We start from the raw sequence: 18,407 nt of genomic DNA, 5'->3' as shown, positions 1-18,407 counted from the left end.
TTCCCTTAGAATAGAGCGTCGGCGAAAAGATCTTCGTCATCCGTCTTGGCAGGTGCGGCAGCGGCTGGTGCAACGCTATCGTCCATGGCGATGATGTCTCTATGGATATTGCGCTCCTGCACCATCGTGTAGATCTTGAAGATGCGCGCGCTGAGCGGCGCGATGATCTCTTCCAAATCGCTCACATCGGCCATTTCGCTGCCGGCCATGTCGTCGAGCGTGTCGGCACAATTTGCCAGGGTCTCGCCGAGGTCGCGCTGGAAGTCGAGCTTGCCGATCGACAGCATGATCTTGTTTGCCACTTCACGGCCATGTTCCGACAGCGTCTCCAACTCGCCGTCCATGATATTGGCGGCGGAGCGGATGGTGTCGACGGCCGAGATCAGCCTCTCGTCGAGGCGATGATCCGAAGCCTCCTGGCCAGAGGCGACGCGGCCGGCCGCCGTTTCGAGAGTTGCGAGACCGGCGACAATTGCGTCAGCGGATTCATCGAGCTTTGCCGCAAAGATGCGCAGTTCGGCGGTGACGACGTTGATCGAGCGGCCTTCCTCGCCCATGCGACTGCAGCGCAGATTGGTGTTCAGCGCCATATAGTGAATATCCGTCTTGACGGCGCGGATGGTTTCGATGCGGTGCAGCAGGTTCGAGGCGGTGCCGAGCGTCGATTGGCTGATGCCATCGGCCTGCACGCGGGCAGTTTCGACCTGTTTGACGATGGTGTGAGCAGCGGAGACGCTCTGTTCCAATGCACGCAGCACATTGCCATCGCTGCTTCCCTCGGGCTTCATGGCGTCGCGCAGTTTCAGGATTTCCCGGGTGTCGTTGCTGAAGCTGGCGATCGTCTTGACGACATTGCCCGACTCCCGCTGGAAGTCAGCGACCATCTCCCGCATCTGCGCCGCCGTCAGATGATGAATGACATTTGCGAGCCGCTGGCGGGCGTCGGCATCGAGCTTGCTCCCTTCGTTGCTCGCGAGAAACTCTTCGAGAAAAGTGAAGGCGCTTTGCACGTGCTCGATGCGCTGGCGGGTGATGTCGCCGATCTGCAGAGCCGAAAGGGTGGTTGCGACCTTGCTTTGCACGCCGCGGGCGATGGCGCCAACCTCGGCGGCGATCACTGCGAGTTCCCTGCGGTGGGCGGCGATAGTGCGGGCATCCTTTTCGAGCGCTGCGACCACTTGCGGAACGGTGCGGTCATAGGCCTTCGCGGTGGTGGCGCCAAAGGTCATTGCGACCTTCAGGTCGCGTTCGAGCGCGCCGAGCTGCTGGGCGAAGGTGTTGACTTCATTGGTGCCGGAGTGAATGCGCTCCAGGATCTCCTCCGCAAAACCAGCAAATTCGGCAATGCCCGCACCGGTAATCTTCACTGTCACTGCGAAGGTGCGCAGGTAACGCATGGTCTCCTGCATATCGGTGACATGTGCGTGCAGCTTGGTGCCGGCCTCGGCCAGCACGGCGAAATTCTTCTGGCGCTTGGCTTCGAGGCCGGGCAGGTCGGACAGGCCGCTCACCGTCTGCAACAGATCAGCCGTGGTGTCGCTGGCGCCATCGCCGTCGAGCGCCTTGGTCAACCGGTCGAGGGATGACAACAGTTGGTTCAGAACCTCCATCACCGACAAGAGAACAGCGCCGCCGTCGAGAAAGCGTTTCTCAACCTCGGTGCGCGCCGCTTCCAGGGTACGGCTGACATCCATTGCCTGCGGGAACCCCCGTGGGCGATCGATGCGGCGTGCCAGAGCTGTTCCATTTTCCATGTCTGTCCCTTTACTTGGAGAAAGGCTTGTTTGACTCAACTCTTAAATGTGGGATGGAAAATTCCGGTAAATTCTCGGGACTCGTAAGCGTTGCATCCCGGGCTTTCGTCGGTAGGGTTAAAATTCGCTCACTGGAAAAGCGGTGTTTTAGTTTTTTCGATTTAACTACCTGAATCTCAATCACATTTTTCACCATGCAATTTTAGTGGTCATTTATGCCGGGTGAGAATTCACAGCCTTCGAAATGGCGGATTATACAACCTGCATTTACTGCCTGTTAAGGTTGACATGAGATTCAATAGTTATTGCTCAAGTATTTATTTGCTAGCGGGGCCAGATTTGAAATGTCCGATAAATATTCCGAATCTATTTCTCTGCCAAATGCCCTGAATATCAGGAACATTTCCGAAATTCATCAAAGTATGACTTTGAAGTTTCAGGACAGCAAAATGCTCGTCCTCGAAGTCGCTGACGATGCGGAAGCCGATTTGAGCTTCGTTCAGTTGGTCGAGTCAGCGCGGATCGAGGCGAAGGCCTCCGGCAAAACACTTCGCCTTTCTTCTCCGGCTAGTGGTTCTGTTTTGAAAGTCTTGCAGAGGGGTGGGTTCATCGACGCCTTTACGGCAGAGGACGCGCAATTCTGGCTCCATCAAGAGGTACATCCATGAGTGCGAAGATTTTGACTGTCGATGATTCCGCCAGCATCCGTCTGACGACCAAGGTGACGCTTACCAATGCCGGCTACGAGGTCACCGAAGCGGTGAACGGCGCCGAAGGCCTCGACAAGGCCAAGGCTGGACAGTTCGATCTTATCGTGACCGACCTCAATATGCCCGTTATGGATGGGCTGACCATGATCGAAGAGCTCCGCAAGCTGCCGGCTCATATGGGCGTTCCGATCATCTTCCTGACGACGGAATCCGATGCCGATCTCAAGGCGCGCGCCAAGGCGGCCGGTGCCACCGGCTGGCTGACCAAGCCTTTCGATCCGGAAAACCTCGTCAAGATCGTCAGGAAGGTACTTGGAAGATGAGCTCGACCGATCCTATCGCCGTCTTCCGTATCGAGGCCGCCGAATGCCTGGAGCAGATCGAGGCGGGTCTTCTCGATCTCACGCACCAGCTTGACGACAAGGCCCTGATCGACGCGGTGTTTCGCGGCCTTCATACGCTGAAGGGCTCGGGCTCGATGTTCGGCTTCGATGCGCTCGCCGCTTTCACCCATCATTGCGAAACCGCCTTCGATCGCGTCCGTAAGGGCGAAGCGCCGGCAACGGCCGAACTCGTCGCCGCCGTTCTCGATGCGCAGGATCATATGCGCGCCCTCGTCGACGATCCCAATGGCGATCATGACGCCACCAGCCAGCGTCTTCTGGCACAGTTGCAAGCGGCAGTCGGCGGCGCTGCAAAGCCGGCGCAGTGGGTTACCGCGGCTGCGCCTGCATCCGTAGTGACGGACAAGCGCAAGACCTGGCGTATCCGCTTCAGCCTGCCGCTGAACGCGATGATCAATGGCACCAATCCGCTGGGGCTGCTGGACGAGCTGCGTGATCTCGGTGAATGCCGCGTCGTCGCAAACACATCGACCATTCCGTCGCTGAGCGCGCTGGTGCCGACGGAACTCTATCTGTCCTGGGACGTGACAGTCACGACCGAGCAGCCGCGTTCAGCCATCGACGACGTCTTCATCTTCGTCATGGACGACATGCAGCTCGATGTCGAGGAAATCGATGGCAACGCGGTTGTTGCGACGCCGAAGGAGGCTGTTGTCTCGGCGGCCCCGGCGGCGCCCGTCGCGCCGGCCGCTGGCGAGATTGTACCGGTCAAACGGGAGGCGCCGGCACAGGTGGCGCCCGTTGCCGACCAGCGTCAGGCAAAAGTTACGGAAAGCGTTCGCGTCCCGGCAGAGCGCCTCGACGAACTCATGGATCGTGTCGGGGAGCTGGTCATTGCGCAATCGCGCCTCAGTCAGTTGGCCAGCGCTAGCGCCGATATCGGGCTGAGGTCGGTGTCGGAGGAGATCGAGCGCCTGTCCGGCGAGCTGCGCGACACGATGATGGTGCTGCGCATGGTGCCTGTCGCGAGCCTCTTCAGCCGTTTCCGTCGTCTGGTCCATGATCTGGCGCGCGAGACCGGCAAGGTCATCGAGCTCGTCACCGAAGGTGAGACGACGGAAGTCGACAAGACCGTTATCGAGCGGCTTGCCGATCCGCTTGTGCATCTGGTGCGCAATTCCATCGACCATGGCCTGGAGCCACCGGAAGAGCGCTTCGCTGCCGGCAAGGCCGAAGCAGGAACCATTACATTGTCGGCGCGGCAATCGGGCGGCGAGGTGATCATCTCGATCAAGGATGACGGCCGCGGCATCAATCGCGAGCGCGTTCGTGCCAAGGCGGAATCGTCCGGGCTGATCCAGCCGGGTCAGCAGCTCAGCGACGCCGAGCTGCTGCAGCTCATCTTCGCGCCCGGCTTTTCGACGGCGGCGCAGATCACCAATCTCTCTGGCCGCGGCGTCGGCATGGATGTGGTGAAGAAAACGGTCGAGGCGCTGCGGGGCGCCATTGATATCGTCAGCCTGCCGGGGCAGGGCTCGGATGTATCGCTGCGCATTCCGTTGACGCTCGCCATCATCGATGGCCTGCTCGTACGCGTTGGCGCCGGACGCTACGTCATTCCGCTGTCGGCGGTCGAGGAATGCCTGGAACTGTCGCTGGAAGAGGACCTGCGTTCGCGAGGCCGCAGTTTCATTTCGCTGCGCGACAGCCTGGTGCCGTTCCTGCGGCTGCGGGACGTGTTCCGCACCGGCACCAAGCCGGATGTCCATCAGAAGGTCGTGGTCATCTCGACCGGCACGGAGCGGGTCGGCCTGGTCGTCGACCAGATCATCGGCGACCATCAGACGGTGATCAAATCCATGTCGAAGCTGCACAATGACGTCGCGCATTTCTCCGGGGCCACGATCCTCGGCGACGGCAGTGTCGCCCTCATTCTCGACGTCGTGCATCTGGTCACAGTCGGCCAGCAACAGGAGGCGCATCTGCGTGCAGCGGGATGAGCGAAGCAGCCATGAAACTCGACAATCTCTGGAATGGCACTCATTGGAATGACGACGGCGAGCTCGAGGTTCTGACCTTCGATCTCAATGGCGAAACCTTCGCCCTCGAGGCGGTCATGGTTCAGGAGATCCTGGATATTCTGCCGGAAACTGCCGTTCCCGGCAGCCAGCCCTTCGTGGGCAGCGTCATCAACTTTCGCGGCAAGGTGATCCCCCTTGCCGATCTCCGTCTCGCCTTCGGCATGGAGGCGGCGGAAGCGACGATTGATAGCCGTATCATCGTTATCGAACTCGACCTGCAGGATGAGCCCACGCTCGTGGGTCTGCGGACTGACAAGGTGAATGAAGTCACCACACTTGCAAAAGCTTCCAGCGAAGCGCCGCCTAGCGTGGGGATGCGTTGGCGTCCCGACTACATCAACTGCCTGGTCAAGCGCGGTGGGGAATTCATCATTCTCCCCAATCTGCAGGCGATTTTTTCCGCCCGGCAAAACAAGGCGCTTTCCGCCTGACCAATGCCGCCGGCTGAATATCGAGGGAACCAAGACGATGCGTCTAACGATCAAAGCCAAGCTGGTGGGGGCGTTCGCCTTCATCATTCTCATGCTGATAGGCACGGCCGGCTACGGCATCATGAGTCTCAGCTCGTTCAACGATACCATCAGCAATGTGCTGGAAGGCCCCGTCGCGCGTCTGGAGCTCACTCAGCAGGTTAACATCTCCGAACTTGAAATTATCCGCCAGCAGAAGAACCTGCTTGCCGCGCGCAATGATGATGAAGCCAAGGCGGCGGTTGCCGCCGGCGATGCGGCGCGTAAGGAACTTGCTGATACGTTTGTCGCCGTCGACAAGATCGCCACCGAACAGAGCCGCGAGCGCTGGGCCAACGTCCAGTCCATGGCTGCAAGATTCATCCAGGCTGACGATCAGGTTCGTCAGCTCCTGAAGGCCGGCGACAAGGAAGGTGCCAACAATATCTCCGTCACCGATGCTCGCAAGGCTAACCGCGATATCGATGATGCCCTCGACGGTATGATTGCCACCGAGAAGCAGCACATGAAAGAAGCCGACGACGGCGCCGACGTCCAGTATGGGAGCACTCGCCTGACGATGCTCATTGCTGCCGCCACAGCGCTGCTGATTGCCGCCGTGACCGCCTATTGGATCGCCAACACGATCAGCAAGGGCCTGGCCCGTGCCAACACTGTGGTTCGCGAAGTCTCCGAAGGCGATCTGACGAAGACCGCAGAGATCACCAACCAGGATGAAATCGGTGAGTTGCTCGGCAACGTCAATGTCATGATCGAGCGTCTTCGCGGCGTGGTCGCCGATGCGCTGGGCGCGGCTGACAACGTCTCCTCGGGTAGCCAGGAGCTTTCGGCAAGCTCGGAGCAGGTGTCGCAGGGCGCGACCGAACAGGCTGCATCGGCCGAAGAAGCCTCGGCCTCGATGGAGCAGATGGCAGCCAATATCAAGCAGAACGCGGACAATGCCGCCCAGACGGAAAAGATCGCCCGTCAGTCGGCCAAAGATGCTGAAGCCAGCGGCGATGCGGTGACCCGCGCCGTCAGCGCCATGCGGACAATCGCCGAGAAGATCGGCATCGTGCAAGAGATCGCCCGCCAGACCGATTTGCTCGCGCTGAACGCGGCTGTGGAAGCGGCGCGTGCCGGTGAACATGGCAAAGGCTTTGCGGTTGTCGCCTCGGAAGTGCGCAAGCTCGCTGAACGCAGCCAATCGGCCGCCGCCGAGATCAGCTCTATGTCGAGCGATACCGTCAAGGCCGCCGCCGATGCCGGCGAAATGCTTGGCCGCCTCGTGCCGGACATCCGCAAGACCGCCGAACTCGTCTCCGAGATCAGTGCGGCCTGCCGCGAGCAGGATATCGGTGCCGCCCAGATCAATGAGGCAATCCAGCAGCTCGACAAGGTGACGCAGCAGAATGCCGGCGCCTCGGAAGAAATGTCGGCAACCTCGGAAGAGCTGGCGGCCCAGGCCGAGGAACTGCAGACCTCGATCGCCTTCTTCAAGGTCGATACTGCAGGGAGCAAAATCACCGCCAGGAAGTCGCCCGCCAAGGCGGCCGCTCATAAGGCTACCGCCGCGCCGCTGGTTAATCGTCGCACCACGTCTGCGACCGTCAATCCGGCTCATACCGTCGCCGCGCAGCAGGCTCGGGCCAAGGGCTTTGCCCTCGATCTCTCCATGGGTGGTCCGGACGCCGGCGACGCGGACTTCCGCGAAAGCGCCTAAGCGCTTCCCTTCGTGAGTTCTGCCGAGGCTGTCTCAGGCCTCGGCTGGTTGATATCCCCAACGTGTGTATGCGTTGGCGTCGTGGTTCGTGAGATGTCTTGTAACGGAGAGTGCGGATGGATCGCTCTTTCCGATGTGCGAGCTCTCTCATTTCGGCGCGACGCCCCTGATCCGGGACGGCGGTCCGCAGCACCAGATTTTCCGTCTTCTTTTCGGGGATATAGCAATGCGTTTTTCCATTAAGCTCAAATTGGCATTAGCCTTCGGCATCATGACGCTGCTTTTGATCGGCATCGCCGTCTATGGCAGTGTCAGCCTCGGTCGGCTGAATGACGCCAGCGGTGCCATGGTCGCGGGACCGGTCAAGCGCTTGCAGCTTGCGCTCAATGCCAATGTTGCCGAAGTCAATGCGGTGCGTGCGCAGAAGAACGCGTTGCTCACCAGCGTCGCATCTGAAACCGCCGCCTTCTACAAGGAGTCCGACGGCTATATACAGACGATGTTCTCCAATGCGCAGGATGGCCTTGCCATTGCTTCGCCGGAAGGCAAGCCCTATTGGGAAAAGCTTCTGTCGCTCGGCCAGACATTCCGCCAGCGCTCCGCCGATATGCAAGCGCTTGACGCCAAGGGCGATCAGGCTGGCGCTCAGGCCCTCTCGGTTGGCGAACTGCGTGACTTGACCAACCAGATGACCGATGCGGTCAACAGCCTGGTGGAAATCCAGAAGAAGGGTCTGGCGACAACCGATGCGGCCAATGACCAACTCTATTCCGACACGAAGATGCTTCTGGCGATTGCGTCCGGCATCGCATTGATCATAGCGATCGGTGCGGCCTTCTGGATCACGCTCGGCATCAATCGTGGCCTATCCAAAGTGTCCAACATTGCCAAGGCGGTGGCACTCGGCGATCTCAATCAGAAGGTCGAGGTCAAGACCAATGATGAGATCAAGGACTTGATCGACACTGTCAACGTCATGACGTCCAACCTGCGCGACACCGCTGCGGTGGCTGATCGCATCGCCATGGGCGATCTCTCCATCACGGTGAAGCCGCTCTCCGACAAGGACGTGTTGGGTCTGGCGATGCAGAGCATGGTCGCCAACCTGCGTGCGACCGCTGAGATTGCCACGCAGATTTCCAACGGCGACCTGATGGTGACGCCGAAGCCGCTGTCCGAGAAGGACGTACTCGGCCTGGCGCTGGAGCAGATGGTCGAACGGCTGCGCGGCGTTGTCGCCGACGCCATTTCCGCATCCGAGAATGTCTCGGCCGGCAGCCAGGAGCTTTCGGCAAGCTCGGAGCAGGTGTCGCAGGGTGCGACCGAACAGGCTGCATCGGCCGAAGAAGCCTCGGCCTCGATGGAGCAGATGGCGGCCAATATCAAGCAGAATGCCGACAACGCCGCCCAGACGGAAAAGATCGCCCGTCAATCGGCCAAGGATGCGGAAGCAAGCGGCGACGCTGTTTCGCGCGCCGTCAGTGCCATGCGGACAATCGCCGAAAAGATCGGCATCGTCCAGGAGATCGCCCGTCAGACCGATCTGCTCGCGCTGAACGCGGCTGTGGAAGCGGCGCGCGCCGGCGAACATGGCAAGGGCTTTGCTGTCGTCGCCTCGGAAGTGCGTAAGCTTGCCGAACGCTCTCAGTCTGCCGCCGCCGAGATCAGCTCGATGTCGAGCGACACCGTCAAGGCTGCCGCCGATGCCGGCGAAATGCTTGGCCGCCTCGTGCCGGACATCCGAAAGACCGCCGAACTCGTTTCCGAGATCAGCGCCGCCTGCCGTGAGCAGGATATTGGGGCCGCCCAGATCAATGAGGCAATCCAGCAGCTCGACAAGGTGACGCAGCAGAATGCCGGCGCCTCGGAAGAAATGTCGGCGACCTCGGAAGAACTGGCGGCTCAGGCCGAGGAACTTCAGACCTCGATCGCCTTCTTCAAGGTTGAGACGAGCGGCCACAAGCCCGCCGCAGTGAAGAAGGCGGCTGCGAGGACCATGACTAAAGCAGCGCACATCCCTGCGCAGCGTAAGCCGGCACCCGCCGCTCGCACCAGCCAGTCGGTCGCAGCTCAGCAGGCTCGTGCCCAGGGTTTTGCCCTCGATCTGTCGATGGGCGGTCCTGACGCTGGCGACGAGGATTTCCGCGACGGCGCATAACTCTTGCAACGACTTCAGGCGCGATCCGGATATGACGACCGGGTTCCGCCTAGCTACCGGAGCGCGGGCCGACAGCCGGCGCCTCGGACCAAAATCCAGGAGTGGATGTACCGCTCCGAAAGCTCGCATGATCGGGCCATCCATCTTTGCAAATGATTTCCAGCCTCTTCAGGAGTAGCTATGCGTCTGACGATCAAACTCAAGCTCAGCTTGGTATTCTGCTTCATCGTGCTGCTGACCTGCACGATGGCGGCCATTTCCATCTTCAATCTTTCCTCGCTGAACGACGATATTAGCGTGATGGTCGCCGGTCCGGTGGCAGACCTGCGTAGCTCCAGTGATCTTTCCGACGCTGTCCTGCGTTCGATCCGCGCCGAGAAGGATGCGATCATCAATACGGATCCGACGAAGATCTCCGGCTATATCGACGATATCAGCAAGCAGCGCGATCTGATCAGGACGCTGGAAGGCAAGCTGGTTGCCTCGGCGGATCCGAACGTCCGCGCCGCAATGGCGAGCTTCTCGGATCTTTACAGCCGCTGGACGCCGCTGCAGGACAAGGTCGCCGACCTCGCCAAGCAGAATACGCAGGAATCCGATACCCAGGCGGGCGCGATCTCGATGGGCGATGGCCAGGCGATCACCACGCAGTTGCTCGATACGCTGAAGAAGCTCAACGACACCGTGACCGGCGATGTCGCCGCAACCGACTCGTCCACCAATGATCAATATGCGCAGTCGCGTAACCTTCTGATCAGCATGGCGATCGGCCTTGCCGTGGTTTCCTCCGCCTTTGCGATCTGGATCCTGCTGAACATCTCCCGCGGCCTCACGCGCGCCGTCAGTCTGGCCGACGCCGTCAGCATCGGCGATCTCAACCAGACGATCGAACACAAGAGCAACGACGAAATCCGCGACCTCGTCAATTCGATGCAGCGTATGACCGCGAACCTGCGCAACACAGCCGATATCGCCACGAAGATCTCCAACGGCGATCTGATGGTGACGCCGAAGCCGCTGTCCGAGAAGGACGTACTCGGCCTGGCGCTGGAGCAAATGGTCGAACGTCTTCGCGGCGTTGTCGCCGACGCCATTTCCGCATCCGAGAATGTCTCGGCCGGCAGCCAGGAGCTTTCGGCAAGCTCGGAGCAGGTGTCGCAGGGCGCGACCGAACAGGCTGCATCGGCCGAAGAAGCCTCGGCCTCGATGGAACAGATGGCAGCCAATATCAAGCAGAATGCGGACAATGCCGCCCAGACGGAAAAGATTGCCCGTCAGTCGGCCAAGGATGCGGAAGCAAGCGGCGACGCTGTTTCGCGCGCCGTCAGTGCCATGCGGACAATCGCCGAAAAGATCGGCATCGTCCAGGAGATTGCCCGTCAGACCGATCTGCTCGCTCTGAACGCAGCTGTGGAAGCGGCGCGCGCCGGTGAGCACGGCAAGGGCTTTGCTGTCGTCGCCTCGGAAGTGCGCAAGCTTGCCGAACGCAGCCAATCCGCCGCCGCCGAGATCAGCTCGATGTCGAGCGATACCGTCACAGCCGCCGCCGAAGCCGGTGAAATGCTCGGCCGCCTCGTGCCGGACATCCGAAAGACCGCCGAACTCGTCTCCGAGATCAGTGCTGCCTGCCGCGAGCAGGATATTGGGGCTGCCCAGATCAATGAGGCGATCCAGCAGCTCGACAAGGTGACGCAGCAGAATGCCGGCGCCTCGGAAGAAATGTCGGCGACCTCGGAAGAGCTGGCGGCCCAGGCTGAAGAGCTGCAAGCCTCCATCGCCTTCTTCAAGGTCGATACATCGACCAATCGCCAGAACCGAACGGCCGCAGCTAAGTCGACCGGCCGGGCTTCGGCGGCGACCGCTCGTCAGCCGAAGGCGGTGGTGAAACCCACCACGGTTCAGGCGCAACAGGCACGTCTCAAGGGCTTTGCCCTCGATCTCTCCATGGGCGGCCCCGACGATGGCGACGCCGAATTCAAGGAAAGTGCATGACTATGGCCGCACCTGCTCTGGAAGCGCAATTCGTGACCTTCAGCCTCGGCGAGGAAGTCTTCGCCGTTCCCGTCGAAGTAGTCCGCGAAATCCTCGACTATGCCGAGGCTTTCAAGATTCCGAACGGGCCTGATTACCTGCTCGGCCTGCGCGATGTGCGCGGGCAGGGCGTGCCTACCATCGATCTCCGGCTGAAGCTCGGTCTCTCCAAGACCGTGCCGACCTCGCATACACGGGTGTTGGTGCTGGACATTCCAATCGAGGCCAAAGTGCTGACGCTCGGCCTCGTCGCCGACCGCGTTTTTGAAGTCACGCCCTTCCGACGCGACCAGATCGAAGCGGCGCCCGACATCGGCGTTCGCTGGCGTTCCGACTATATCGCCGGTGTCGTACGCCGGGAGAATGGGTTTGTCGTCATCGTCGATCTCGCCCGCCTGCTGTCGCGAGAAGATACCGTCGCGCTCGATCCGCATCGCGCCGGTCATGCTGCATAAGAATTCGTAAGGGAGTGGATGAATGGGAACTGCTGCCGTTCAGGAAAGTCAAAGCATCAGTGACCGCATCAGTAAGCGGAATTTCGAGAAGCTGGCGCGTTTCATCTATGATTACAGCGGCATCAAGATGCCGTCGACAAAGCTGACGATGCTGGAAGGGCGGCTGCGCCGCCGCCTGCGCGCCACCAGCATCACATCCTTCGACGACTACTGCGACTTTCTGTTCAATCATGGCGGCCTCGAACAGGAATCGGTCTATCTCATCGATGCGGTGACGACCAACAAGACCGATTTCTTCCGCGAGGCCAAACACTTCGATTTCATGCAGGCTGTGGCCCTGCCGGCGCTGACGCGCGCCGGCCATCGCCGCCTGCGCGCCTGGAGTGCCGCCTGCTCGACCGGGGCTGAACCTTATTCCATGGCGATGGTGATGGAGGAATTCTCCGAAAGCGAAGGCGGAAACGATTATGCGATCCTGGCGACCGATCTCAGCACCGACGTTTTGCAATCGGCCAGGAACGGTATCTACATGGAAGACATGGTATTGCCGGTTCCTGCCGACCTGAAGCGCAAATATGTGATGACCGCCAAAGTGCCGGGCAAGCGCGAGGTGCGCATTACGCCGCGGCTGCGCTCGAAGATCGCCTTCGGCCGGATGAATCTGATGGATGAGAAATATCAGGTGGGCGATGCCATGCACCTCATCTTCTGCCGCAACGTCCTCATCTATTTCGACAAGCAGACGCAAGCCGGCGTCCTTTCGCGTTTGTGCGATTGTCTGGTGTCCGGCGGCTATATGTTCATCGGCCACTCGGAATCGATCACCGGCTTCGACTTGCCGCTGAAACAGGTTTCCAACACGGTCTTCCAGCGACTCTAAGGCAGGTCATCATGCCAAAGAAAATCCGTGTCCTGATCATCGACGACTCGGCCAGCGTGCGTCAGACGCTCGCCGCATTGCTGTCGGACGACCCCGAAATCGAGGTGATGGGGGTAGCGACCGATCCCTTCATGGCCGCCCGCAAGATCCAGGAGGAGATACCCGACGTCATCACGCTGGATGTCGAGATGCCGCGCATGGACGGTATCACGTTTCTGCGCAAGCTGATGTCGCAGCGGCCAATCCCCGTCGTCATGTGCTCGTCGCTGACGGAGGCGGGTTCTGAGACTTTGCTGCAGGCATTGGAAGCCGGCGCCGTGGATATCATCCAGAAGCCACGGATCGGCGCTGCCGATTATCTGGCTGACGAGGCGATGCGCATCCGCGAGGTAGTCAAGAGTGCGTCGCATGCCAGGCTGCCGAGTGTCCGGCGGGCCGAGGCGCGCTCGGCAGCCGCTTCGGGACCAGCCAAGAAGCTGACGGCCGACGCCATGCTACCGCCGCCGACCGGCCGCGCCATGGCGAAGACGACGGAGATGGTGGTCTGCGTCGGCGCCTCGACAGGCGGCACCGAGGCGCTGCGCGAGATGCTGGAGGCGCTGCCAGCCAATGCGCCGGGCATGGTCATCGTCCAGCATATGCCGGAGAAGTTTACCGCCGCCTTCGCCAAGCGGCTGAACAGCCTCTGCGAAGTGGAAGTGAAGGAAGCGGCCGATGGCGATCCGGTATTGCGCGGCCACGTGCTGATCGCCCCCGGCGACAACCACATGCTGCTGGAGCGGCAGGGTGCGCGTTACCATGTGGCCGTCAAAACCGGGCCGCTGGTGTCGCGCCACCGGCCTTCCGTTGACGTGCTTTTCCGCTCGGCGGCACGGGCGGCCGGATCGAATGCCATGGGTGTCATCATGACCGGCATGGGCGATGACGGCGCGCGCGGCATGTTCGAGATGAAACAGGCCGGTGCCTACACGGTTGCCCAGGACGAGGCGACCTCCGTCGTTTTCGGCATGCCGAAGGAGGCAATCGCCCGTGGTGGCGTCGATCGCGTCGTGCCGCTCGAACAGATCGCCCGCGAGATATTGATGGCGCAGCAGAAATTCTGAGCATGATCCGGGCCGAAGAGCCGCGAAGCGGAAAGCTCCGGACAAGATCATGCTCGAACAGGGAACTAAGCCAGGTAACCACCGTCGATCGTAAGCGCCGAGCCGGTGACGAAGGCGGCCTCCGGGCTGCAGAGATAGGCGACCAAGGCGGCGATTTCCGTGTCCTTGCCGAGCCGGCCGACAGGCAGGAGCGGCTTCAACATTTCTCCCGCATCGACCGTCATGCCGCTTAAGGTCGGACCGGGTTGGATGGTGTTGACGGTGATGCCGCGCGGGCTCAAATCGCGGGCGAGGCCGCGAGTCATGGCGGCAACGGCACCCTTTGTGGCGCTATAGACGGAGGCGCCCGGAAAACCACTGCGGTCCGCGACGACGCTGCCAATGGTAATGACACGGCCGCCCTCACTCATGTGTTTGATAGCAGCCTGCGCGGCAACGAAGACAGCACGGACGTTGACGGCGAACATGCGGTCGAAATCGGCGAGATCGTAGTTGTCGACCGTTTCGCGGATCAGGATGCCGGCATTGTTGACCAATATATCGAGGCCGCCGAACTGCTCAACGGTCCTTGTGACGGCGGCGCGCACGGCGTCCGGATCGGCGCTGTCTGCTTTGATGGCGGTCACCGCGCCGCCGGCAGCTTTGAGATCACGCATCAGGGCTTCCGCATTGTCCGGCGAGGCCGAATAGGTGAAGGCCACCTTGACGCCATCGGCGCTCAGCCGACGGACGATGGCGGCCCCGATGCTGCGCGAGCCGCCGGTGACGAGGGCAACCTTGTTGGTGAAGGGTTGGGACACGATATTTCCTTTCTTTATTTTTGGACTGTTCGATCTAGAATTGTGCATGCCAAAATGGAGGAAGCCGCTGATGGTTTCAGCTCAAGCTTTTGAGGGCCATGTGGGCGATGGCGGTGAGGGTTGCGGGGGAGGCGCCGTTGCGGGCGCTGACTTTCATGCCGGAGAGCGTGGCGCCGAGAAAATAGACGGCACTCGTGACGTCGAGATCGGCGGCGAAATCGCCGCTGCCGATACCGGCCTTGATGACGCTTTCGAGTGAGGAGGCAAGGATACGGGAGGCTTCGTCGGTCAGCGTTGCGACCTCGGCATCGGCGCGGCCGAATTCGCAGATGGCGCTGACGCCAAGGCAACAGCGGCTCGCCTCACTCGCTGGACGGGCCGCAAAGGCGACGAGCGCGGCTTCAATCCCCTGACATGCCGAACGGTCTCCCTTAAGGTCCGCCAGGATGCTGGCGAGGCTGTCGGCATTGTACCGTCTAAGCGCTTCGAGATAGAGGCTGCGCTTGTCGCCGAAGGTGTCATACATGCTCTGTCGGCTGATCTTCATGGCCTTCAGCAGGTCATCCGTCGACGTGCCTTCGTATCCATGGTCGGAGAAGACCCGGATGGCGGCGCCCAGCGCCTCGTCGCGATCGAATTCCTTATGTCGTGCCATATGGGCTTTGTAGTGATTCCGGACTGATTAGTCCAGAAAAATCTCTGGCGGCTTTGAAAGAGGTGGGAAGTACACCGGCACCTCGGCTTGACGAGAAAACCGGGCCTTCCGGCTCGCCGTACTTGAAATTCCCCCGATTTTGTGGTCTTGAGGCCGCCAATCTTTAATGCGCTGCCGATCCCGCTCCGCCGGGGCCTGTTTTCGGGTCCGGCCAGCGCCTCCTGTATTACCCAAGGAAGCCCGATGGCCCGTTCTGCTCTTCTCAATGTCATGGTTCAGGCTGCCCTCAAGGCAGGCAAGTCGCTCAGCCGCGATTTCGGCGAGGTGCAGAACCTGCAGGTTTCGGTGAAAGGACCGGGCGATTTCGTCAGCCAGGCCGATCTCAAGGCGCAGAAGATCATTCATGACGAGCTGCTGAAGGCACGGCCGACCTACGGCTTCCTCGGCGAAGAGAGCGAAGAAATCAAGGGCACCGACGGCGCGCATCGCTGGATCGTCGATCCGCTCGACGGCACGACCAACTTCCTGCACGGCATTCCGATGTTCTCGGTGTCGATCGCATTGGAGCGCAATGGCGAAATCGTCGGCGCCGTCGTTTTCAATCCGGCGACGGACGAGCTCTATACTGCCGAGCGCGGCGGTGGCGCCTTCCTCAACGATCGCCGTCTGCGCGTTGCCTCGCGCCGCGTGCTGTCGGACTGCGTTATCGGCTGCGGTGTTCCGCATCTTGGTCGCGGCAATCACGGCAAATTCCTGGTGGAGCTGCGCCATGTCATGGGCGAAGTCGCCGGCATCCGCCGTATTGGTTCTGCAGCGCTCGATCTCGCCTATGTCGCCGCCGGCCGTTTCGATGGCTTCTGGGAAGTGGGCCTGTCGCCTTGGGACATGGCGGCCGGTATTCTGCTGGTACGCGAAGCCGGTGGCTTCGTCTCGGATTTCAACGGCGGCACCGATATGCTCGGCACCAGCTCGATCATCTGCGGCAACGAGCATATTCAAAAGGCGCTGGCCGAGGTCGTCAAGCGGCCGATCCCGACGAAATAAGGATCGTCTTTCGTCAATCGCCGTGCGGCGAAACAGGCTGTTGCCAATGGTCTGTTTTGTGTTTTCCGTCTCTTCAATTCGGCACAATGTTGCTCTAGTCTCCGGCTACGGAAAATCCGGAGGCTAAGCGTGCAATGGAAAATGTAAATCTGGGGGATCTGGGTTCGACCGACAATGTGTCGGCCAACTACACGTACAAGCTCTCCAGCCCAATGGCCTTCTTTTGGACGATGATCCTTTTCCTAGTCATCGTCGGGTTTATAGTAGCGATCCTGTTTCGCCAGGCTCAAGTCGCCTTCCTGCACAATCCCGGCCTCAATGGCCTGATCCTTGGCGTTCTGGCCGTCGGCATTCTGCTGGTCTTCAATCACGTCCTGATGCTCAGGCCGGAAGTCCGCTGGTTCAACCATTTCCGCGCGGTCGGCAATGCCGCCGACAAGGTCGGGCGCAATCCGCGGCTTCTGGCGCCGATGCGGGCGCTGATCGGCAACCGTCGCGGCATGCAGTTATCGACTGCGACCTTACGCTCGATCCTCGATTCCATCGCCACCCGCCTCGACGAGTCGCGCGACACTTCGCGCTATCTCATCGGTCTGCTCGTCTTCCTCGGCCTGCTCGGCACATTCTGGGGTCTGATCGGCACGATCGGCTCGATCAACGACGTCATCCAGAGCCTCGATGTCGGTTCCGGCGACACCGGCGACATTCTTGGCGCATTGAAGACTGGCCTGTCCGGCCCGCTGGTCGGCATGGGTACGGCATTCTCGTCCTCACTGCTCGGCCTCTCCGGCTCGCTGATCCTCGGTTTTCTCGACCTGCAGGCCGGCCGTGCGCAGAACCGTTTCTATACCGAGCTGGAAAACTGGCTTTCCTCCGTCACCGATGTCGGCTCGGATATTACTCCCGTCATCGAAGGCGCCAACGGCGCATCCTCCGAGGATGTGCGCGTGCTTTCGGATTATCTGCGCAAGATCGCGGAAGAAGGCGGCGGCGGTCAGCGCTCCGTGACGGCAATGGCAAACCTGGCCGAAGGCATCCAGGGCCTCGTCAAGAACATGCGCAACGAACAGCAGATGCTCCGAGACTGGATCGAGGCACAGCAGGAAGAGGCGAAGTCGATGCGGCGGACACTCGACCGTCTAGCCGACCGCATCAGCCACACCGAGAAGACCGGGAGCAAGTAAATCATGGCGCTCGCACGAAACAGCCGCCACAAGAGAACGGTCGATTATTGGCCGGGATTCGTCGATGCGCTCTCCACGCTTTTGATGGCGATCATGTTCTTGCTGACGGTGTTTGTCGTCGGACAGTTCATCCTGAGCCGCGAAATATCTGGCCGCGATGAGGTGCTGAATCGCCTCAACAGCCAGATCAACGAATTGACGCAGGCATTGGCGCTCGAAAAGAGCGGCAAGCAGGATCTGGAGGATTCCGTCGCCAATCTGCAAGCGTCGCTTTCGATGGCAGAGGGCGAACGCTCGCGCCTACAGTCGCTGCTCGATGCCGGTTCCGGTAGTAATCAGGCCGCGCAACAGCGGGTCGGGACGCTTACGCAGCAGCTTGACGAGCAGAAGCAGGCGAGCGCCCGCGCGCTGAGCCAGGTCGATCTTCTCAACCAGCAGATTGCCGCGCTCCGCAGCCAGATCGCTGCCGTCGAGGCTGCCTTGCAGGCGTCGGAGGAGAAGGATCAGACATCGCAGGTAAAGATCGCCGATCTCGGCCGGCGGCTGAATGTGGCGCTGGCGCAGCGCGTGCAGGAGCTCAACCGTTATCGTTCCGACTTCTTCGGGCGGTTGCGCGAAATTCTCTCCGACCGCGACAATATCCGCATCGTCGGCGACCGCTTCGTCTTCCAGTCGGAAGTGCTGTTCCCCTCCGGCTCCGCCGATCTCAATCCGGACGGTCAGACGGAGATGGCCAAGCTTGCCGCCGCACTGATCGATCTTTCCAAGGAAATTCCGCCTGAGATCAATTGGGTCCTGCGTGTCGACGGTCACACGGACAACGTACCGCTCTCTGGCACAGGCCGCTATCCTGACAATTGGGCGCTATCGTCGGCTCGTGCCATTGCCGTCGTCAAGTTCCTGATTGCCCATGGCGTGCCCGCAGACCGGCTCGTCGCTGCCGGATTCGGCGAGTTCCAGCCGCTCGCTCCCGGCGATGCGCCGGAAGCCCGCGCCGCTAATCGCCGCATCGAGCTGAAGCTGACGGAGAAATAAT

General features: G+C 60.8%; 16 protein-coding genes. 13 read left to right on the top strand and 3 right to left on the bottom strand.

Annotated features, from left to right (window positions below; all coding sequences use genetic code 11):
• Nucleotides 1-5: 5 nt before the first annotated feature.
• The gene (locus CCGE525_RS17265) at nucleotides 6-1,754 is read right to left on the bottom strand and encodes a chemotaxis protein (protein WP_425375873.1); all 1,749 of its coding nucleotides are present in this window, start codon (nucleotides 1,752-1,754) and stop codon (nucleotides 6-8) included.
• Between the two features lie 422 nt (nucleotides 1,755-2,176).
• Between CCGE525_RS17265 and CCGE525_RS17260 the strand changes: the two genes are divergently transcribed.
• The 10 genes from CCGE525_RS17260 to CCGE525_RS17215 all read left to right on the top strand — a co-directional run bounded on the left by CCGE525_RS17260 (nucleotide 2,177) and on the right by CCGE525_RS17215 (nucleotide 13,688).
• Nucleotides 2,177-2,422, top strand: coding sequence for a hypothetical protein (locus CCGE525_RS17260; protein ID WP_414130970.1), 246 nt, complete (start codon nucleotides 2,177-2,179; stop codon nucleotides 2,420-2,422).
• The gene (locus CCGE525_RS17255; protein WP_120705347.1) at nucleotides 2,419-2,787 is read left to right on the top strand and encodes a response regulator; all 369 of its coding nucleotides are present in this window, start codon (nucleotides 2,419-2,421) and stop codon (nucleotides 2,785-2,787) included. Before CCGE525_RS17260 ends, CCGE525_RS17255 begins: the two co-directional genes overlap by 4 nt.
• Nucleotides 2,784-4,808 (top strand): chemotaxis protein CheA, encoded by a 2,025-nt coding sequence (locus CCGE525_RS17250; protein ID WP_120705346.1) that lies wholly within the window; start codon nucleotides 2,784-2,786, stop codon nucleotides 4,806-4,808. Before CCGE525_RS17255 ends, CCGE525_RS17250 begins: the two co-directional genes overlap by 4 nt.
• 11 nt (nucleotides 4,809-4,819) lie before the next feature.
• Entirely contained in the window at nucleotides 4,820-5,320 is a 501-nt protein-coding gene (locus CCGE525_RS17245; RefSeq protein ID WP_120706463.1) for a chemotaxis protein CheW, read from the top strand.
• A gap of 37 nt (nucleotides 5,321-5,357) precedes the next feature.
• Nucleotides 5,358-7,061, top strand: coding sequence for a methyl-accepting chemotaxis protein (locus CCGE525_RS17240; RefSeq protein WP_120705345.1), 1,704 nt, complete (start codon nucleotides 5,358-5,360; stop codon nucleotides 7,059-7,061).
• Nucleotides 7,062-7,287: 226 nt separating this feature from the next.
• Entirely contained in the window at nucleotides 7,288-9,219 is a 1,932-nt protein-coding gene (locus CCGE525_RS17235) for a methyl-accepting chemotaxis protein (protein WP_120706462.1), read from the top strand.
• Between the two features lie 180 nt (nucleotides 9,220-9,399).
• On the top strand, nucleotides 9,400-11,211 hold the full coding sequence (locus CCGE525_RS17230; RefSeq protein WP_120705344.1) for a methyl-accepting chemotaxis protein: 1,812 nt from the start codon (nucleotides 9,400-9,402) through the stop codon (nucleotides 11,209-11,211).
• The gene (locus tag CCGE525_RS17225) at nucleotides 11,208-11,705 is read left to right on the top strand and encodes a chemotaxis protein CheW (RefSeq protein ID WP_205587402.1); all 498 of its coding nucleotides are present in this window, start codon (nucleotides 11,208-11,210) and stop codon (nucleotides 11,703-11,705) included. Before CCGE525_RS17230 ends, CCGE525_RS17225 begins: the two co-directional genes overlap by 4 nt.
• A gap of 22 nt (nucleotides 11,706-11,727) precedes the next feature.
• A complete protein-coding gene (locus CCGE525_RS17220) occupies nucleotides 11,728-12,585 on the top strand; it encodes a CheR family methyltransferase (protein ID WP_120705342.1) in 858 nt (285 codons plus the stop codon).
• A gap of 11 nt (nucleotides 12,586-12,596) precedes the next feature.
• The gene (locus tag CCGE525_RS17215) at nucleotides 12,597-13,688 is read left to right on the top strand and encodes a protein-glutamate methylesterase/protein-glutamine glutaminase (RefSeq protein WP_120705341.1); all 1,092 of its coding nucleotides are present in this window, start codon (nucleotides 12,597-12,599) and stop codon (nucleotides 13,686-13,688) included.
• Nucleotides 13,689-13,753: 65 nt separating this feature from the next.
• On the opposite strand, the gene CCGE525_RS17210 is transcribed toward CCGE525_RS17215, so the two are convergent.
• Together CCGE525_RS17210 and CCGE525_RS17205 are read right to left on the bottom strand one after the other, a co-directional pair.
• Nucleotides 13,754-14,488 (bottom strand): 3-oxoacyl-ACP reductase family protein, encoded by a 735-nt coding sequence (locus CCGE525_RS17210; RefSeq protein WP_120705340.1) that lies wholly within the window; start codon nucleotides 14,486-14,488, stop codon nucleotides 13,754-13,756.
• Nucleotides 14,489-14,564: 76 nt separating this feature from the next.
• Nucleotides 14,565-15,143, bottom strand: coding sequence for a TetR/AcrR family transcriptional regulator (locus CCGE525_RS17205; protein ID WP_120705339.1), 579 nt, complete (start codon nucleotides 15,141-15,143; stop codon nucleotides 14,565-14,567).
• Nucleotides 15,144-15,386: 243 nt separating this feature from the next.
• Between CCGE525_RS17205 and CCGE525_RS17200 the strand changes: the two genes are divergently transcribed.
• From CCGE525_RS17200 to CCGE525_RS17190, 3 genes are all read left to right on the top strand, one after another.
• Complete coding sequence (locus tag CCGE525_RS17200; protein ID WP_120705338.1) at nucleotides 15,387-16,187, top strand: inositol monophosphatase family protein; 801 nt, start codon at nucleotides 15,387-15,389, stop codon at nucleotides 16,185-16,187.
• 134 nt (nucleotides 16,188-16,321) lie between these two features.
• A complete protein-coding gene (locus tag CCGE525_RS17195) occupies nucleotides 16,322-17,371 on the top strand; it encodes a flagellar motor protein MotA (RefSeq protein WP_120705337.1) in 1,050 nt (349 codons plus the stop codon).
• Between the two features lie 3 nt (nucleotides 17,372-17,374).
• Nucleotides 17,375-18,406 (top strand): peptidoglycan -binding protein, encoded by a 1,032-nt coding sequence (locus CCGE525_RS17190; protein ID WP_120705336.1) that lies wholly within the window; start codon nucleotides 17,375-17,377, stop codon nucleotides 18,404-18,406.
• Nucleotide 18,407 lies beyond the last annotated feature (1 nt).

Source organism: Rhizobium jaguaris, from assembly GCF_003627755.1.
GTDB lineage: Bacteria > Pseudomonadota > Alphaproteobacteria > Rhizobiales > Rhizobiaceae > Rhizobium > Rhizobium jaguaris.
Note: the sequence above shows the minus strand (reverse complement) of the source record. Positions and strands in the feature narration are given on the sequence as shown.

Excerpts from the sequence above, each read along its gene's own strand:
- CCGE525_RS17205 (WP_120705339.1), bottom strand. The coding sequence starts at position 15,143 with ATGGCACGACATAAGGAATTCGATCGCGACGAGGCGCTGGGCGCCGCC.
- CCGE525_RS17260 (WP_414130970.1), top strand. The coding sequence starts at position 2,177 with ATGACTTTGAAGTTTCAGGACAGCAAAATGCTCGTCCTCGAAGTCGCT.
- CCGE525_RS17250 (WP_120705346.1), top strand. The coding sequence starts at position 2,784 with ATGAGCTCGACCGATCCTATCGCCGTCTTCCGTATCGAGGCCGCCGAA.
- CCGE525_RS17225 (WP_205587402.1), top strand. The coding sequence starts at position 11,208 with ATGACTATGGCCGCACCTGCTCTGGAAGCGCAATTCGTGACCTTCAGC.
- CCGE525_RS17195 (WP_120705337.1), top strand. The coding sequence starts at position 16,322 with ATGGAAAATGTAAATCTGGGGGATCTGGGTTCGACCGACAATGTGTCG.
- CCGE525_RS17245 (WP_120706463.1), top strand. The coding sequence starts at position 4,820 with ATGAAACTCGACAATCTCTGGAATGGCACTCATTGGAATGACGACGGC.
- CCGE525_RS17200 (WP_120705338.1), top strand. The coding sequence starts at position 15,387 with ATGGCCCGTTCTGCTCTTCTCAATGTCATGGTTCAGGCTGCCCTCAAG.
- CCGE525_RS17255 (WP_120705347.1), top strand. The coding sequence starts at position 2,419 with ATGAGTGCGAAGATTTTGACTGTCGATGATTCCGCCAGCATCCGTCTG.
- CCGE525_RS17230 (WP_120705344.1), top strand. The coding sequence starts at position 9,400 with ATGCGTCTGACGATCAAACTCAAGCTCAGCTTGGTATTCTGCTTCATC.
- CCGE525_RS17235 (WP_120706462.1), top strand. The coding sequence starts at position 7,288 with ATGCGTTTTTCCATTAAGCTCAAATTGGCATTAGCCTTCGGCATCATG.
- CCGE525_RS17265 (WP_425375873.1), bottom strand. The coding sequence starts at position 1,754 with ATGGAAAATGGAACAGCTCTGGCACGCCGCATCGATCGCCCACGGGGG.
- CCGE525_RS17220 (WP_120705342.1), top strand. The coding sequence starts at position 11,728 with ATGGGAACTGCTGCCGTTCAGGAAAGTCAAAGCATCAGTGACCGCATC.
- CCGE525_RS17190 (WP_120705336.1), top strand. The coding sequence starts at position 17,375 with ATGGCGCTCGCACGAAACAGCCGCCACAAGAGAACGGTCGATTATTGG.
- CCGE525_RS17240 (WP_120705345.1), top strand. The coding sequence starts at position 5,358 with ATGCGTCTAACGATCAAAGCCAAGCTGGTGGGGGCGTTCGCCTTCATC.
- CCGE525_RS17215 (WP_120705341.1), top strand. The coding sequence starts at position 12,597 with ATGCCAAAGAAAATCCGTGTCCTGATCATCGACGACTCGGCCAGCGTG.